This is a genomic window from Alteromonas infernus, from assembly GCF_902705815.1.
On record NZ_CACSIG010000031.1, the window covers coordinates 199,718 to 216,578 of the forward strand.

The 16,861-nt window shown below is 46.0% G+C and carries 11 protein-coding genes, 3 tRNA genes and 1 pseudogene; 11 read left to right on the plus strand and 4 right to left on the minus strand.

Annotation, left to right across the window (positions count from 1 at the left end):
* Nucleotides 1–72: 72 nt before the first annotated feature.
* Nucleotides 73–2,499, plus strand: a complete 2,427-nt coding sequence (locus tag ACX5J7_RS08335; RefSeq protein ID WP_498706763.1) for a TonB-dependent receptor domain-containing protein — start codon at nt 73–75, stop codon at nt 2,497–2,499.
* Between the two features lie 73 nt (nt 2,500–2,572).
* Nucleotides 2,573–3,148: a transcriptional regulator BetI gene (gene betI / locus ACX5J7_RS08340; RefSeq protein WP_015066500.1), complete on the plus strand. Its 576-nt coding sequence runs from the start codon at nt 2,573–2,575 to the stop codon at nt 3,146–3,148.
* Nucleotides 3,149–3,311: 163 nt separating this feature from the next.
* Here the strand turns inward: betI and ACX5J7_RS08345 are convergent, their stop codons facing one another.
* Together ACX5J7_RS08345 and ACX5J7_RS08350 are read right to left on the minus strand one after the other, a co-directional pair.
* Complete coding sequence (locus ACX5J7_RS08345; RefSeq protein WP_024015895.1) at nt 3,312–5,399, minus strand: M13 family metallopeptidase; 2,088 nt, start codon at nt 5,397–5,399, stop codon at nt 3,312–3,314.
* Nucleotides 5,389–6,726 (minus strand): GNAT family N-acetyltransferase, encoded by a 1,338-nt coding sequence (locus ACX5J7_RS08350; protein WP_278385210.1) that lies wholly within the window; start codon nt 6,724–6,726, stop codon nt 5,389–5,391. Before ACX5J7_RS08350 ends, ACX5J7_RS08345 begins: the two co-directional genes overlap by 11 nt.
* A gap of 119 nt (nt 6,727–6,845) precedes the next feature.
* Between ACX5J7_RS08350 and ACX5J7_RS08355 the strand changes: the two genes are divergently transcribed.
* From ACX5J7_RS08355 to ACX5J7_RS08395, 9 genes and pseudogenes are all read left to right on the plus strand, one after another.
* On the plus strand, nt 6,846–7,307 hold the full coding sequence (locus tag ACX5J7_RS08355; RefSeq protein ID WP_012517703.1) for a regulatory protein RecX: 462 nt from the start codon (nt 6,846–6,848) through the stop codon (nt 7,305–7,307).
* Between the two features lie 295 nt (nt 7,308–7,602).
* Nucleotides 7,603–10,210: pseudogene (gene alaS, locus ACX5J7_RS08360) on the plus strand (alanine--tRNA ligase).
* A 134-nt stretch (nt 10,211–10,344) separates the two neighbouring features.
* Nucleotides 10,345–10,536: a carbon storage regulator CsrA gene (csrA, locus tag ACX5J7_RS08365; RefSeq protein ID WP_012517705.1), complete on the plus strand. Its 192-nt coding sequence runs from the start codon at nt 10,345–10,347 to the stop codon at nt 10,534–10,536.
* Between the two features lie 565 nt (nt 10,537–11,101).
* A tRNA-Ser gene (locus ACX5J7_RS08370) sits at nt 11,102–11,192 on the plus strand.
* Nucleotides 11,193–11,234: 42 nt separating this feature from the next.
* Nucleotides 11,235–11,311, plus strand: a tRNA-Arg gene (locus ACX5J7_RS08375).
* A 53-nt stretch (nt 11,312–11,364) separates the two neighbouring features.
* Nucleotides 11,365–11,441 (plus strand) — tRNA-Arg (locus tag ACX5J7_RS08380).
* 270 nt (nt 11,442–11,711) lie between these two features.
* Entirely contained in the window at nt 11,712–11,978 is a 267-nt protein-coding gene (locus ACX5J7_RS08385) for an OadG family protein (RefSeq protein ID WP_012517707.1), read from the plus strand.
* 18 nt (nt 11,979–11,996) lie between these two features.
* Nucleotides 11,997–13,811: a sodium-extruding oxaloacetate decarboxylase subunit alpha gene (gene oadA, locus ACX5J7_RS08390; protein WP_012517708.1), complete on the plus strand. Its 1,815-nt coding sequence runs from the start codon at nt 11,997–11,999 to the stop codon at nt 13,809–13,811.
* Between the two features lie 3 nt (nt 13,812–13,814).
* Nucleotides 13,815–14,945, plus strand: a complete 1,131-nt coding sequence (locus tag ACX5J7_RS08395) for a sodium ion-translocating decarboxylase subunit beta (protein ID WP_498706767.1) — start codon at nt 13,815–13,817, stop codon at nt 14,943–14,945.
* A gap of 117 nt (nt 14,946–15,062) precedes the next feature.
* Here the strand turns inward: ACX5J7_RS08395 and ACX5J7_RS08400 are convergent, their stop codons facing one another.
* Together ACX5J7_RS08400 and ACX5J7_RS08405 are read right to left on the minus strand one after the other, a co-directional pair.
* Nucleotides 15,063–15,866 (minus strand): ATP-binding cassette domain-containing protein, encoded by an 804-nt coding sequence (locus ACX5J7_RS08400; RefSeq protein ID WP_012517710.1) that lies wholly within the window; start codon nt 15,864–15,866, stop codon nt 15,063–15,065.
* Nucleotides 15,866–16,861: a peptide ABC transporter ATP-binding protein gene (locus ACX5J7_RS08405; RefSeq protein ID WP_020743083.1), complete on the minus strand. Its 996-nt coding sequence runs from the start codon at nt 16,859–16,861 to the stop codon at nt 15,866–15,868. The genes ACX5J7_RS08400 and ACX5J7_RS08405 overlap by 1 nt, the downstream gene beginning before the upstream one ends.

A 16,861-nucleotide genomic window follows, 5' to 3' on the forward strand; every position in this document is an offset into this window, starting at 1 on the left:
AAACTTAACGCAACTGTAACAAATGCCCCCTATGGTAGTGGATAACAATTACACAACACTACTGGGAAATGCATGAAAACACACAACAAAATTTCGTTAGCCGTCCTCGCAGCCTTATCGTCAATGAGTGCGTCTTACCTCGTACACGCAGAGGAAGAGAGTGAAGCGACTAATGAACAACGCATAGAAGAGATTACCGTTGTAGGGCGAAGCGTTTCATATGCGAACAATGCGACTAGCGACGATATGTTCAAGCAGCAGGCTAACCTTAGCAGCGTTTTAGCTGCGGTTGATAACCTTCCAGGTGTCCTTATTAACGAAGGCGATACGTTCGGTGCCGATGACTGGTCAACGTCTATTGTTATCCGTGGGTTTCAGGTAAATCTAAATGAACAACAGATTGGCATGACGGTAGACGGCATCGCCAACGGTAACTCTAACTATGGTGGTGGCGCAAAAGCGAATCGCTATATCGATACGGAAAACGTACAAGCGGTTGAAGTATCACAGGGTACCGCCGACATTGCCTCACGTTCTCACGAAGCATTAGGCGGGACACTTAACTTCACGACTATCGCCCCTTCAATGGAACAAGGCTTGGTAACCAGCGTTACTGCAGGTGAGTTTGATGCGTCAAAGTATTATGTCCGTTATGAAACCGGCGAAATTTTTAAAGATACTTACGCATGGATAAGCCTCTCTAGTCAGGAGAGCTCTGACTTTATGCAACAAGCAGCAGAAAATACCCGTGACCACTTAGCCATGAAGTTTATTTCAACGGTGAACGATGTATCGCTTACCGGTTACCTGTCTTATGACGATACTCATGAAGACAATTATCAGCGCATTTACGGCCTAGCGCAATATGAGCAGAACCCCGATTGGGACCAGCTGACTGATGAGTGGACAGGTGTGCCATATCAAGATCAGGCTTACCGTCGCGGTTGGTCAACCCTGCGGGAAAACCTGTTCGCCTATCTTCAGGCAGAGTTCACTATCGGCCAAGTCGACTTTATGACTAATGTGTATTACCACGATAACGAAGGTCGCGGTGAATGGGTTCCGCCTTATATCGTAGATATTACCGATGATGGCACAGCGGGGCATTCTGAACTTGTAGTGGGCAACACGGTTTACGGTGGACAGGAGTTAGGACAAATCTATTTTGTAGATAGACAGGGCAATCAGTTAAGCCCCATTGAAGGGTGTCAAAGTTCGCTTACGTTCCCTTACGGGGGCGCTGGAGCACAATACGACCCGGGCTGTCATGAACAGGGCGCGATTCCAGTTGGTTCATATCGCCACACCCACTACGATAAAGAGCGTGTCGGGGTTAACGCTGACGCTGTGTGGTACACCAAAATTGGCGATTTTGATAACACAGTGCGCTTTGGTATTTGGTGGGAAGATTACGAGCGTGGCGAGTCTCGTGATTGGCATAAAATTACCAATTCATCTATCAGCGTAGACTACGATAATGTGCCTTACTGGGTGCAGTACGACAGAACCTTCCCTGTTGATACGTTAATGTATTATGTTGAAGACGAACTAGATGTTGGGTTTGCTCGCGTTCGCTTAGGTGCCAAGAAGTTTAACGTTGATATCGAGAAAACCGATAACTTTGATGCTTCCAATAACCTTGCGGTAAATACCGATTCAGATACATTATTTTCAGCAGGTATCGTAGCGCCGCTTCCTTATGAAGGACTTGAAGTTTTCGCAGGATATGGGGAAAACTTCGCCGCTATTAAAGATGCTCAGCTTGAGCGTAACGATACTGACCTTCGTTTTATCAAGCCGGAAACAGCAGACAATATTGATGTTGGCTTTCGTTATGCATCACCAGGTTTCAACGCTAGCGTGACCTATTACAATATTGAATTTAACGACCGCATTCAGTTTACCAGTAACGAAACGTCAGAAGGTATCGACTTTTTAGAAGCCGCCGCGGGTGGATATAAGAACGTAGGAGGTATTGAGTCTAGCGGTTTTGAAATCTCTGCTGACATTACGCTTACGGAAACACTTTCACTGTTTACTTCAATAACGCTTAGTGAATCTGAGTATGTAGCAACCGTGGGAAGCTCGGGCACCCAGTACGATACCCTTGCCGAGGCTCAGGCCGCAATTGCCGACCCAGATAATGCCGAGGTGTCATTAGTGGCCATTGAAGACAACACGGTAATAGGCACACCAGATACTATGGCAGTGGTTAGCCTTGATTGGGCGCGCGATAACTACTTCGCCGGTCTTTCTACCAAGTACGTAGACAGCCGCTACCTCGATAGCAACAATGCGGCACAGGTAGATGATTATATCGTTAGCGACTTTTACATCGGCGGTTTTATCGAGAACATTGGCCCCGGTGTTGAAGAGCTTGAAGTACGCTTAACGGTGAACAATCTGTTCGACGAAGATTACGCTTCAACTATCGCCCCAGGCGCATTTTGGATAGGCGCGCCACGCGCTGTAGCAGTGAACGCACGCTTAACCTTTTAATCGTGATATCATGCCTGGGGCAGCGCACCGCTGCCTCAGGTTTATTATTTGATTTAAGGTTTGGAGTTGTAGCATGCCCAAGGTGGGAATGGAGCCAGTTCGTAAAAAGCAGTTAATTGAAGCAACGTTGGAGGTGATGGCAGAGGTTGGCTATCACGGTACGACAATCAGTCTAATAAGCAAAAGAGCAGGGCTTTCTTCAGGAATCATTAGTCATTACTTTGGCGATAAACAGGGGCTGATAGAGGCGACTATGCGCCACCTTCTCGAGGCACTAAAGATCACCAAGCGCATTGATGACCCACTTAAACGCATTGACTTCATCATAGAAAACAATTTTTCTCAAACGCAGGGCGCGAGTTCTGCAACCAATACGTGGTTTAACTTTTGGGCATTGTCACTTCACAACGAAGGCTTGCACCGCTTGCAATGTATAAACCACAAGCGCTTAGAGCGTAATCTCGCTTTCAGCTATCGCAAATTGCTTAAACCAGAACAAGTGAAAAACGCTGCGGCATCGACAGCTGCGTTGATTGACGGCTATTGGTTGCGTTATTCAATGGGAAGCGTAGGTAATGGCGACTTTACAGAAGCGGTTACTCGCTGTAAGCAATATGTGCGAGATCTAATTACTCAATACGCGAAGTAGTAATCGGATTCGTTAAGGTAGGGGACGTTTTTAGCAAGGCTGTTTGACTAGCAATACGCATTAAACGCTGACGGCAGGTTAAAAAAGGCGGTAGGTTCATAGCCTACCGCGCTTTTTGCAACGTACTGGCCCGCCTTGAAGGGGGGCCAGGTTACCTGTTTAATTACCAGATTCTTACGCGCTCTTCTGGTGGAAGATACAAAGCATCACCTGGTTTTACGTCGAATGCTTCATACCAAGCATCGTGATTGCGCGGTGCTTGAGCACGGTAGCGACCTGGAGCGTGTGTACCGGCACGTAGCTGGTTAAGCATGCTCTCTTCGGTGCGTTTTTCTTTCCACACTTGTGCCCATGCCAGGAAAAAGCGTTGATCGCCGGTTAGGCCATCAATAACGGGTGCTTCTTTACCGTTCAGGCTTAGTTTGTAAGCGTGGTAAGCCATAGACAGACCACCCACATCGCCGATGTTCTCACCTAGACTGTTGCGGCCGTTCACGAAGTTACCTTCAATTGGCTCGTATTGACTGTATTGTTCAGCCAGCATGTCTGCTTTTTCTTCAAACGCTGCGCGGTCTGCGTCGGTCCACCAATTGCGCTGAATTCCGTTAGCGTCAGATTTTGACCCTTGGTCGTCGAAGCCATGGCCCATCTCATGACCAATAACTGCGCCAATAGCACCGTAGTTAACGGCTGGATCGGCATTCGGATCGAAGAACGGCGGCTGCAAAATAGCTGCAGGGAATACAATTTCATTGAACGAGCTATTGTAGTAAGCGTTAACGCGCTGAGGTGTCATGCCCCAGCGATTGCGGTCTGTTTTCTCAAGCTCGCGCTCAACCGATTGGTCTTGGAAGAACGTGCGTAGATTGCGAACGTTACCCACTAGGTCTTTATCGCTAATAGTCACGCCGTCAAAAAGCTGCCATTCATCTGGGTAACCAATTTTCGGGTTAAAGGCCATCAACTTTTCTTTGGCGTTAACCTTGGTTTCTTCACTCATCCAGTCAAGGTTTTCAATACGCTCACCGAGTGCAGTACGCAGGTTTTCTACCAGTTCCGCCATTTGCTCTTTTGAGCTTTCCGGGAAATATTCATTCACGTAGATTTTGCCGATAGCAAAACCGAGTGATTCAGTACCAGACATCTGGCTTACCGCGCGCTTCCAGCGAGGGCGAGGCTCTTGCTGACCGCTTAACGTGCGGCCGAAGAAGTCAAAGTTAGCAAGGTAAATTTCTTCTGAAAGGAAGCCTGCGTTGTTAGAAATCGTATGATATTTCAAATACGACTTCCAATCCGCTAAGTCAGCTTCATTGATAATTTTAATCACTTCTTTGACTGGCTCTGGCTGCGTGATATTGAGCTCAGGGACTTTATAACCTGTCTGTGCGAAGTAAGTATCCCAGTCAAAACCCGGGTATTCATCAGATAATTTACTGCGCTCAATTTGGTTAAGCGTTAGGTCGCGATCACGACGCTTTTCCCGTGGCCACTGTATTTGAGCAATTTGTGTTTCAAGCTGAAGAATATCTTGTGCTTTTTCCGCCGCATTTTCCTCCCCAGCAAAGTTAAGCATTTGCTCGATGTGTGCTACATACGCTTCGCGAATTTTAACAAAGCGCTCGCTGTCGCTAAGGTAATAGTCGCGATCAGGAAGGCCCAAACCGCCTACACCCACGCTTAGTTGATATTCGTTGGGGTCTAAGCGGTTGTACCACATTCCGCCGTAGATTGGCGTGCTTGAACCAACAAGCCAGCTATTGCCGAACGCCTTAGTAAGGTCGGTGGTGTTTTCAATACTATTAATTGACGTCAGTACGTCTTCAATGGGCTTAATACCTTTTTCGTTAATGGTATCTGTGTCCATGTATGCAACGAAAAAGTCGTGAACAAGCTGCTCTTCAGCGTTAAGCGAAGACTTCTCCATTAAACCATCAATGATGTTTTTCACCTGCTCTTCACTTCGCTCAGCAAGACCAGTGAATGCACCATAACGGGTTTTGTCTGCAGGCAGTTCATAGTTGTCATACCATGTGCCGCTTGCATACATGAAGAAATCATCACCCGGTTTTACTGCTTCGTTGCGTGCAGATAAGTCTACGCCAAAAGAGCCAAGCTCAGCTTCGCCGTTTGCTTCAGGCGCTTCAACTGCGCTTACCTGATCGTTTGTTTGTTCTTTTGCTTGGTCAGGCTGGCCACAGCCTGTAAGCCCTAGCGAAGCCGCAATAGCTACGGCTAAAAGTTTATATTTCATCGTTTTTCTCTTTGTGATTATAAGTGTCGTCGTTAGGTGCAGTGACACTTGTCGTTTTTAAAGTAGGCACAAATTCCTTGTTAAACGGTAAAGCATTCCGTGCCTGATTAAAATAGCTGCCGATATGCGGGGTTTCTCTGTGTAAAAAGTCTGCTACAGCACGGTGAAACGCCGTATGTCGTAACGTGTGATGTGAGCGACAATAAGTAGGCTCGAAGCCCCGTAAAATTTTATGCTCACCTTGTGTGCCGGGATTGAATAGCGCTAACTGGTGCGCGATTGCAAATTCAATACCTTCGAAGTAACAGCAGGCGAAATGAAGCCCGTCAATCTCTTTTAACGCGCCCCAATATCTGCCGTATAAACCCGTATCGTCAAAAAAGAATAATGCGCTGGCAACAGGCACATCATTTTCAAAAGCAGTGACAATAAGCATATTGTCACTTAAATTTTCAACAAGTTGTTGGAAAAAGACATCATTTAAATATCCCACATGACCACTTCGCTTTAAATAGGTTGCTTTGTAACATTTTGTGAAAAACTGAAGGGTGTCTGGCGTAATGGCTTGGCCTTTTTGATGGCTAAAGCGTATTCCTCGCTCATGTAGTTTTCGACGGCTTTTCTTGATGTCTTTGCGTTTGCGAGACGTTAACGCTGCTAAAAAATCATCGAAGTTTTTATACTGGTAGTTATACCACTGAAACTGAACCGCATAGCGGGTCAAGTAATAAGGGGCAAGCGCAGAGGCATCGCCAAGCGTCTCATTTATTGCATCTTCAGTCTTATCGCTTGAGTGTCCGTGCGGGCTACAGTGTTCCGCTTGGGTCAATAGCTTAGACGTGATTTCATCGGTAAAAAGCCAGTGTAATGAAGACAGTGTCTCGCCATAGACTGACGCAACATAGTCTACAAGCTTGTTTTCAAGTGCATTAAAAAAGGCCGTACCGAACTCAATTTTACCGTCGGTTAAAATTCGAGGGCCAGTGACAGGAGTGAAGGGGATGGCAGATATCCACTTGGGGTAGTAGTCGAGGCCGTGTTGCGCATAGGCATCGGCCCACGCATGGTCAAACACATACTCGCCGTAGCTATGCGTTTTCAAATAGCCGGGAATAATTGCATGTACCGTATCCTCTCCCGCGCCAGTGATCGCGATATGACAAGGCTGCCAACCCGATTCATTGTTGCAGCACTCACTTTGTTCAAGCGCGAGTAAAAAGTGATAGGAAAGAAATGGGCCTGCATCTTGTGCTAGCTTATCCCAGCGCGCTTGGGACAGCAGCGCAACGGAATTTATTATTTTTATCTGATAGTCAGTTGCTGTCATGCTTTGTCAGTCGTGTAGAAATCATCGTTTATTGGCGCAGAGATTATCGCTATTACGTAATATTTAGCGCTAAAATAGCCCTGTTTCTACGTTTTAAACAAAAGAGTAAGTTCATAAAAATGTCAGACTTTGACCGAAAAATCATTACCGACGCGATTACTCGCATGCTGGCACGACGAGAGCATAGCGTTAATGAAATAGCACGAAAGCTGCAACAAAAGGGAATAGCAAGCGAGGCGTTTACGCCTATTTTAGACGAGTTTAAGGATGCAGGAATTCAAAGCGATACGCGTTTTGCAGAAAGTAGAGCCCGCGCCCTTTATATGAAAGGTAAAGGTCCTCGCGCTATCAAGTTAGACTTGCAGCAATACGGTGTTGATGAGGGAACGGCAGAGCAGGCGTTAAACGAAATTGAAGCCGACTGGTTTGAAAGCGCGAGAAACGTAAAGGTAAAGAAGTTTGGCGAGTTTTACGAAACTGAATTTGCGTTAAGGCAAAAGCAGAAACAGTTTCTTCAATATCGCGGTTTTTACCAAGATCATATCGATTACGCGGTCAGCGAGAGTAGCTGCGAGAACTAAAAGTTAAAGTGGTAACTTACAATTTTGCAAAATACACACCTGTTGCAATCACGTGCATGAATATCGACTGTTTTTGTTGAATTTAAGCAAAATTTGGCCCTATCTCTTGGCCGTTACACTTAACAAAATTGCGCTATCCGTGGTATTGTTGCGCAAATTTGTGTGCATTTTAATTATCCCGAGAATTGTAATGCGGCATTGTACATTGAGTAATGGCAAAACGCCCCGATATAAAACTCATTAGAACAGGCAAATCGCACGTCTCGTAAATAGAATAAAGGAAGTTAGGTTTTCAATGACATTATCAACTGCTGACTTACGTAACAAGTTTATCAATTATTTTAAAAGTCATGGCCATCAGGCGGTGGCAAGCTCGTCACTGGTGCCGGCAGATGATCCCACACTTCTTTTCACCAATGCGGGAATGAACCAGTTTAAAGATACGTTTCTAGGTACCGAAAAGCGTAGCTATACCCGTGCAGTATCATCTCAGCGTTGTGTACGGGCAGGGGGCAAACACAATGACCTTGAAAATGTAGGTTATACAGCCCGCCACCATACCTTCTTTGAAATGATGGGTAACTTCAGTTTTGGCGACTATTTCAAGAAAGAAGCGATTGAATTTGCGTGGAACTTTCTAACAAGTGAAGTTGGGCTTCCTAAAGAAAAGCTATTAGTAACCGTTTACTCTGAAGATGATGAAGCGTTCGATATTTGGGAAAACCACATTGGTGTGCCTAAAGAGAAAATTATCCGTATTAGTACGTCAGATAACTTCTGGTCAATGGGCGATACAGGCCCATGTGGTCCTTGCTCTGAGATCTTTTACGATCACGGCGCGCACATTTGGGGTGGTCCTCCAGGAACACCTGAAGAAGACGGTGACCGCTTTATCGAAATCTGGAACCTGGTATTCATGCAGTTTAATAAGCAAGCTGACGGTACCATGGAGCCGCTTCCAAAGCCGTCAATCGATACCGGTATGGGTCTAGAGCGTATTTCAGCTATTTTGCAAAACGTTCACAGCAACTACGAAATCGATTTGTTTCAGAATTTAATTAAGTCTGCAGCCTCAATCGTTGGCACAGAGGATCTTGAAAATAAATCGCTACGGGTTATCGCCGATCACATTCGTTCGTGCAGCTTCTTAATTTGTGACGGTGTTATGCCTTCTAACGAAGGTCGCGGCTATGTGTTACGCCGTATTATACGTCGCGCGGTACGCCATGGGTATCAGCTTGGCGCCAACGACATCTTCTTCTATAAACTGGTTGCTTCTCTTGCTAATGAAATGGGTGAAGCGTATCCAGAGCTAGTTGACCAGCTTCCGGTTATTGAAAAAGTACTGCGCGTAGAAGAAGAGCAGTTTAGTAAAACGCTCGCACGCGGTATGGCAATGCTAAACGACACACTCGCCTCGCTTGAAGGTGATACTGTGCCGGGTGATGTGGTATTTAAACTGTACGATACTTACGGATTTCCAACAGACCTTACTAACGACGTGGCTCGAGAGCACGAGCTTAAAATTGACGAAGAAGGTTTTGAAGCGGCAATGCAGGCTCAGCGCGCTCGCGCACAGCAAGCAAGCAACTTTGGGGCAGATTACAACAGCAAACTTGCCATCGACCATACAACGTCGTTTACGGGCTATACCGATGTGGAAGGCCAGGCGAATGTGGTTGAGCTAATTGCGGACAACGCATTTGTTGAAAAATTAGAAGATGGCCAAGAAGGCGTAGTGGTGTTAGACAGCACGCCGTTCTACGCGGAAAGCGGTGGTCAGGCAGGTGACAAAGGGGTGCTGCGCGTTGCCAACGGTGAATTCATTGTCACTGATACCCAGAAAATGGGTAACGCGTTTGCGCACAAAGGAATAGCGAAAGGCTCTGTTTCTAAGGGCGATACAGCAACCGCCGCCATAGATTCGGCTAACCGCGAAGCCATTAAGAAAAATCACAGTGCTACCCATTTGCTTCACGCGGCGCTGCGCGAAATTTTAGGTGAGCACGTAACGCAGAAAGGTTCATTGGTTGAAGCGCCGCGTATGCGTTTTGACTTCTCGCACTTTGAAGCCGTTACTACAGAACAGCTTGCAGAGATTGAACGACGCGTGAATCAAGAAATACGCGCAAATCATTCACTGGCTACTGAACTAATGGACCTAGAAGAAGCCAAAGCCTCAGGTGCAATGGCGCTGTTTGGCGAAAAGTACGACGAGAAAGTTCGCGTGGTAACTATGGGGCCATTCTCTGTTGAGCTATGTGGTGGTACTCACGTAGCGCGAACTGGCGACATTGGTTTGTTTAAAATTACCAGTGAAGCGGGCATTGCATCGGGTGTTCGACGCATCGAAGCGGTCACTGGCGAGCAAGCAATTGAAGTCGTGCAAACGCAACAAGCGACGCTGTCGTCGTTGTCGTCATTATTAAAAACAGATAGCCAAAATGTACTTGAACGCGTAGTTTCTCTACAAAATCAGACTAAAGAACTAGAAAAAGCGCTCAATTCTGCAAAACAAAAACTGGCGAGTCAGCAAGGTGCTGATATGCTTAGTAATGCAGTAGAGATAAATGGCGTTAAAGTGCTAATCGCTAATTTGGAAGGTGTCGAAGCGAAGTCATTGCGTTCAATGATGGACGATATTAAAAACCGAATTGGCGAAGGTATCGTAGTACTAGGTAGTACTAGGTGTGGCTAACAATGCGAAAGTGAACCTCATTGCTGGCGTGACTAAAAATCTCACTGATAAAGTTAAAGCGGGCGAGTTAGTTAACTTTGTCGCATCACAAGTAGGTGGTAAAGGCGGCGGTCGCCCTGATATGGCTCAAGCGGGTGGCGATAAGCCTGAAAACTTGGGGCAAGCGTTAGATTCGGTTAACGTTTGGTTACAAGATAAGCTATAATTATTTTTGTGTATAACAGTGAGTTTTTGAAGTGACGCAGAAACATGGAGCCACTGTCGCTACCATCGGGTCGTGCCGAAGGGTTAGCAAAATTCAAAGGATTACGTTCAGTATTAAGGAACAGGAGCAAGCGAATGCTTATTTTGACTCGTCGAGTTGGTGAAACACTTATGGTAGGTGACGATGTAACCGTTACTGTACTAGGTGTAAAAGGGAATCAGGTACGTATAGGTGTGAATGCACCAAAAGAAGTTTCTGTGCACCGTGAAGAGATTTATATGCGCATTCAGGCAGAAAAAGGCGGTCAGCCAGGTTCTGCAGAATAATTGCATTATACGCTTCACAGGAAAAGGTCAGCTTATGCTGGCCTTTTTTGTTTGTGTTAACACTTATGACGTGAACGCCGTTGCTATGGCGGTCGTGCTTTTATGGCTGCAACCGCGGATTTTTGCAATACCAACTAAGGTTTGGCAAAGAGTAGGCGGCCACTGTCACTAGAAAGTTTGTTTACAGGCTTTGCGTATTCGCTTAATTGTTCTATACCTTAAAATAGTAGGGCCACCGCTTATAACCGTGTTTGGACGTGTTTTGTGCACGCTTCCTATTAATAACGCGCAGCATGGTACTAGAGGAAACTTTGCAAAATGAAATGGAAATTGGCCTAAAACGCCGTTTTCATTTTATAAAAATATACGATGTTGCCTAATGATCGATTTTGCGCGTTGAAAAAGCGTACGGTAAGGGCAACAGATTTTTTATTTAATTGCTTGTATTGCGAACAAATTACTGGTTTTTTGCACGAATCGTTTAAAATGGCAGCGAGTGAACAATTTCTTTATAAAAAAGGTTTGACTCAGGCCAATGAATCCGTAAAATGCACCCCGCAGTCAAGGAGAGGTGGGTGAGTGGCTGAAACCAGTTCCCTGCTAAGGAACCATACGCATTACGCGTATCGAGGGTTCGAATCCCTCCCTCTCCGCCATTATTATTCGTTGATAGTGACGGTCGACAACAAGTTTTTTGCGCGTGTGTAGCTCAGCTGGATAGAGTACCTGGCTACGAACCAGGCGGTCGGAGGTTCGAATCCTTCCACACGCGCCACTTATTTTAAAGCGTCACCTTTCGAAATAAAATTCGAAAGTATACAAGTTAACGCGTGTGTAGCTCAGCTGGATAGAGTACCTGGCTACGAACCAGGCGGTCGGAGGTTCGAATCCTTCCACACGCGCCACATTGAAGAGCCCACCTTTTTAGGTGGGCTTTTTCATTTCTGCTTCCCTATTTCTTCTATTTGTTTTCCCACTTTCGTGCAAGCGCGCTGATATAAAATTGATTTAAATTAAGTTCGATACGCTTTTATTGCAATTTTATTAAAAAATAATGCATTAAGTTTCATTTTGATGGCTTCTATTCAATTTTAAGTGATTTTTTATGCTGCATTGTTGTGTTTTCAAAACCCTCGTGATACTTATTCAGGTACAAAATAACAATAGGATTGAATATGAATTCGGAATCCGTCGCTAGCTTGCTCGTTGAAGCAGGCTCGCTCATGCTGATAGGAATGGTGTTTGTTTTCTCATTTCTCGGACTTCTTATCGTAGGTATACACTTAATCGCACGCTTTTGCGAAGCTTTCCCCGGTGATATTGAAGAGCCCGCTGTCAACGTAAAAAGAAACAATCAAACGGTACAACCCGGAATAGACGGTAATGTTATCGCCGCTATTTCCGCTGCAATTCATACCCATCGCCAAAATTCAAAAAAATAAGTCTAATCAGGAGTTACCATGTCTAAGCCTCTGGCCCTTACCGAGCTGGTCCTGCGTGATGCCCATCAGTCACTACTAGCTACGCGAATGCGTATTGAAGATATGCTTCCCATTGCGGAAAAATTAGATAAAGCTGGCTTTTGGTCAGTAGAGTCGTGGGGCGGCGCTACCTTTGACGCTTGCATTCGATACTTGGGAGAAGACCCATGGGAACGTATTAGAAAGCTAAAAGCCGCCATGCCTAATACCAAGCAGCAAATGTTGCTACGAGGCCAAAACTTGCTGGGGTATCGACATTACGCTGACGATGTTGTGACTCGCTTTGTAGAGCGCGCCCATGAAAGCGGCGTTGATGTATTTAGAATTTTTGATGCAATGAACGACATCAGAAATTTAAAAACGGCAATTAAAGCAACCATAGACAGCGGTGCGCACGCGCAAGGCACCATTTCATATACCGTAAGCCCAGTGCACAATCTAAAGCTTTGGCTTGATATGGCCAAACAGCTTGAGGACTTAGGCGTTCATTCCATTTGTATTAAAGATATGGCAGGGCTTTTAAAGCCTTACGAATGCGAAGCGCTCATAACAGGGCTGAAGGAAACGGTAAGTGTACCTATTGCCATGCAGTGTCATGCTACGACAGGGTTAAGTACTGCCACCTATCAAAAAGCCGTAGACGCGGGCATTGATATGCTCGACACCGCTATCTCGTCAATGAGTATGACATATGGCCATACCGCCACTGAAACGATGGTATCGATTGTAGAGGGTACAGAGCGTGACACCGGCATCGCATTGCCAGAACTGGAAGAAATTGCCAGCTACTTCAGAGATGTAAGAAAGAAATACAGCAAGTTTGAAGGAAGCTTAAAGGGCGTTGACGCACGGATTTTGCTAGCGCAAGTGCCAGGCGGCATGCTAACCAACATGGAAAGCCAGCTAAAAGAACAGGGCGCTGAAGATAAATTCGAAGAAGTACTAAAAGAAATTCCACGGGTACGGGAAGATCTCGGGTTTATTCCTCTTGTTACGCCAACCTCTCAAATTGTAGGCACGCAATCGGTACTTAACGTACTAACAGGCGAGCGCTACAAGAGCATCACGAAAGAAACCGCTGGCGTACTTAAAGGCGAATACGGCGCCACCGCGGCACCAGTAAATAAAGCGCTGCAAGAGCGTGTGCTTGATGGTGCTGAGCCTGTGACGTGCCGACCGGCTGATAACATTGCCCCCGAACTTGATGCACTAAGTAAAGAGCTTGATGAACTCGCAGAGAAAAAGCAGCTTTCGCTATCAGATGACAAAATTGATGATGTGCTTACTTACGCCTTGTTCCCGCAGATAGGCCTTAAGTTTATCGAAAATCGCGGTAATCCTGATGCGTTTGAACCTGCACCTAGTGCACAGTCATCGCAGTCAGCAGATGTCGCTCAAGTAGAAAAAACTGCAGCAAACACGTCTACATCTGGCAGCGAAACTTACGATGTAAACGTTGATGGTAAGGTGTATCACGTAGAAGTCGCACCATCCGGTACCTTAACAAGCGTAACACCAGCAGGTGCTGCTCAATCATCGGCGCCAGCGTCAGCGAGCAATACTCAGGCATCTGCAAGCACTTCCCAGTCTATTGATGCACCGTTAGCGGGTAACGTATTTAAGATACTCGTTAAAAACGGTGACAGTATTGCCGAAGGTGATGTAGTTATGATCCTTGAAGCCATGAAAATGGAAACGGAGATCCGCGCTGCGTTCACCGGCACGGTAACGGAAGTTACTGTTGGGGAAGGCGATGCCGTGTCCAGTGGCCAACCATTGATCTTATTGGGGTAGGGCATGGATAAGTTAATGGTACTTTGGGATAGTACCGCGCTTGCGCATTTTGAAGCGGGTCAACTGATAATGATGGCGGTTGGCTTTGGTCTTCTGTATTTGGCAATTGTGAAAAAGTTCGAGCCTTTGTTGCTTTTGCCCATAGGGTTTGGCGCTTTACTTACCAATATCCCTATTGCGGGGTTTTCTGAGGTAGGTGGTTTGCTTCACTATATTTATAAAATAGGCATAGATACAGGCGTGTTTCCGCTGCTTATTTTTATGGGTGTAGGGGCTATGACAGATTTCAGTGCGCTTATCGCTAATCCGAAAATGCTGCTACTGGGCGCCGCAGCCCAGTTTGGTATTTTCGCTACGCTATTTGGCGCCATCGCATTGAATCTGATCCCTGGTTTTGAATTTACGCTTAAAGACGCAAGTGCGATTGCGATTATAGGGGGCGCTGACGGCCCCACGGCAATTTTCCTAGCCTCTCGGCTTGCGCCAGATTTACTTGGCGCAATCGCTGTAGCAGCTTATTCATATATGGCATTAGTTCCTATTATTCAGCCCCCAATAATGAAGGCGTTAACCACAAAAGACGAGCGTGAAATTAAAATGGGTCAGCTTCGTCCAGTGGCCAAACGTGAAAAAATTATTTTTCCATTGGCGGTTCTGTTTATGACCATTCTGTTTCTACCGGCAGCCACACCATTAGTAGGAATGTTCTGCTTCGGTAACTTAATGAAAGAGTGCGGGGTTGTGGATCGCCTCAGTAAAACAGCGCAAAACGAACTTATTAATACCGTTACCATTTTCTTAGGATTAGCGGTGGGCTCTAAATTATCGGCAGAGGCATTTCTCACCGTCGAGACTTTAGGGATTTTAGGCCTAGGCGCCATTGCATTTGGCATAGGTACGGCAGCTGGCGTACTGATGGCTAAGCTAATGAGCCGGCTATCGGGCGGAAGTATAAACCCACTTATAGGTGCAGCAGGGGTATCTGCAGTACCTATGGCAGCAAGGGTCGTAAACAAAGTGGGGTTAGAAGCTAACCCTCATAACTTCTTATTAATGCATGCTATGGGGCCAAATGTCGCCGGAGTGTTGGGCAGCGCGGTAGCCGCAGGCATTTTGTTAGCACTTGTCGGCTAGATGCACAGTTAGGCTCTAGCCACGCTCAGAGCCAATACATTGATTGGTAAGTTAATAAGGTAAGGGGCAAAGGGTTTGCCCCTTTTTAATACCCAACGTTAAAACCCACGGTGGGCTTTAACGAATTGTGTTTTGCGGTACTAACGACTGATAAGCAGTGATAAGCTTTTTTGTTCGGGTATGCTGCGGCCATCTGAAAATGGTTTCTGTCTTGCCTTCTTCTACGATTTCTCCACCTTCCATAACAATCACCCTATCTGCAATGTGCCTAACTATACCTAAATTATGGCTTATAAAGACGAATGCCAAACCCAATTCTTGTTGAAGCTGAAGTATAAGGTTTACGGTTTGAGAGCGAATTGAGGGGTCTAATGCCGCGAAAGGTTCGTCAGCTACGAGTACTTTAGGTTTTAAAACAATGGCTCGTGCTAGCGCCACGCGCTGTTGTTGACCATCAGAAAGCATGTGCCGGTAAAAGTAATAATGCTCGCGCAGCAGCCCTACTTTTACCAGCATATCCTCAATAATAGGCTTGCGTTCTGCTTGAGGTAAGCCGGTATTTAAACGTAGGGGCTCATCTAAAATTTTACCCACGGGAACAGACGGATTCATCGACTCCGCGCTGTGCTGCAAAATCATTCTAATATCGTGGGTACGTTTTTGCTGGCCATCTTTGGATTGGTATTTTGCTAAGTATTTGTGAGTATTAATCTCAATTTCGCCCGCGTCAGCCGGCAAGGCACCAACCAGCAGTTTAGCAAGCAGTGATTTACCTGAACGGTTTTCACCGATAATGGCAATGGTTTCGCCGCGCTTTACATTTAAATTCACAGGGCCCAGTTGAAATACTTCTGGCCTTTTTAGCCAGCGTTTCTTTTCATTGTGAATAAACGTAAGGTCTTTTACCTGCATGATATCCATTACAGCTTCTCCATGTGCAGCGGGTAGTGGCAGCTGTAGCTGTGATCATGGATTTTGCGTGCGGCAGGTGTTTGCACACAGGCACGCTGGGCTCGCGGGCATCTAGGGCCTAATCGGCAACCAATTGGTAAATGCTGAAGCGTTGGGATAGAGCCGCTGAGCGTGGGTAGCAGTGACTTAGGGGGCAAGTCTTTCCTAAAGCTCGGCGCGCTGTCCAGCAGTGCTTTGGTATAAGGATGTAACGGGCGCTTTTTGATATGCTTCATTTTACCCGACTCAACGGTCTGACCGGCATATAGAACCGTCATCGAGTGTGACATACTCGCAATTGCCAGCAAGTCGTGGCTCACGAAAAGAATAGATAACGAACGCGTTTGGTTTAGCCGAGTAAAAAGCTTAAGAATTTGTGTTTTAGTGGTGGGCTCCATACCGCGAGTTGGATCATCAGCAATCAATAATTTAGGCTGTGATACTAACGCCATTGCAATCATAAACTTCTGCCCAATGTCGGCAGGTATTTGGTGTGGAAACGCACTTAAGTAATGTTTGTGGTGCTTTATACCCACTTTATGCACCGTACTAATGGCTATCTTTTTACGCTGCTGTGCACGCTGCCAAAACCAGCTTCCTTGAACAAACTCATCAGGGATACTTTCCTCTAGCTGTTCGCCAAGGGTTGCCGATGGGTCTAAGCTCGCCTGAGGATCTTGGAATACAACGGCAATTTCTCGACGCATTACTTCGCGGCGCTGTTGCACCGACATACCTAATAAGTTTTCACCGTTCCAACTCATCCTGTCGGCCGTCAAATTCCATTGATTGGGTAGTGCGCCGCAGATAGCAGAAACAATTAAACTTTTACCCGAACCAGACTCACCCACAAGGGCACGAATTTCGCCGCTACTTACAGATAAGTTAACTTTATCCAGTGCTTTGATAGCGCCTTCACTACTTTGCATTTCTAAGGTGAGATTTTTAATATCAAGCATTGGCAT

Coding starts and splice junctions, on each gene's coding strand:
- ACX5J7_RS08335 (WP_498706763.1), top strand. CDS start 73: ATGAAAACACACAACAAAATTTCGTTAGCCGTCCTCGCAGCCTTATCG.
- betI (WP_015066500.1), top strand. CDS start 2,573: ATGCCCAAGGTGGGAATGGAGCCAGTTCGTAAAAAGCAGTTAATTGAA.
- ACX5J7_RS08345 (WP_024015895.1), bottom strand. CDS start 5,399: ATGAAATATAAACTTTTAGCCGTAGCTATTGCGGCTTCGCTAGGGCTT.
- ACX5J7_RS08350 (WP_278385210.1), bottom strand. CDS start 6,726: ATGACAGCAACTGACTATCAGATAAAAATAATAAATTCCGTTGCGCTG.
- ACX5J7_RS08355 (WP_012517703.1), top strand. CDS start 6,846: ATGTCAGACTTTGACCGAAAAATCATTACCGACGCGATTACTCGCATG.
- csrA (WP_012517705.1), top strand. CDS start 10,345: ATGCTTATTTTGACTCGTCGAGTTGGTGAAACACTTATGGTAGGTGAC.
- ACX5J7_RS08385 (WP_012517707.1), top strand. CDS start 11,712: ATGAATTCGGAATCCGTCGCTAGCTTGCTCGTTGAAGCAGGCTCGCTC.
- oadA (WP_012517708.1), top strand. CDS start 11,997: ATGTCTAAGCCTCTGGCCCTTACCGAGCTGGTCCTGCGTGATGCCCAT.
- ACX5J7_RS08395 (WP_498706767.1), top strand. CDS start 13,815: ATGGATAAGTTAATGGTACTTTGGGATAGTACCGCGCTTGCGCATTTT.
- ACX5J7_RS08400 (WP_012517710.1), bottom strand. CDS start 15,866: ATGGATATCATGCAGGTAAAAGACCTTACGTTTATTCACAATGAAAAG.
- ACX5J7_RS08405 (WP_020743083.1), bottom strand. CDS start 16,861: ATGCCAATGCTTGATATTAAAAATCTCACCTTAGAAATGCAAAGTAGT.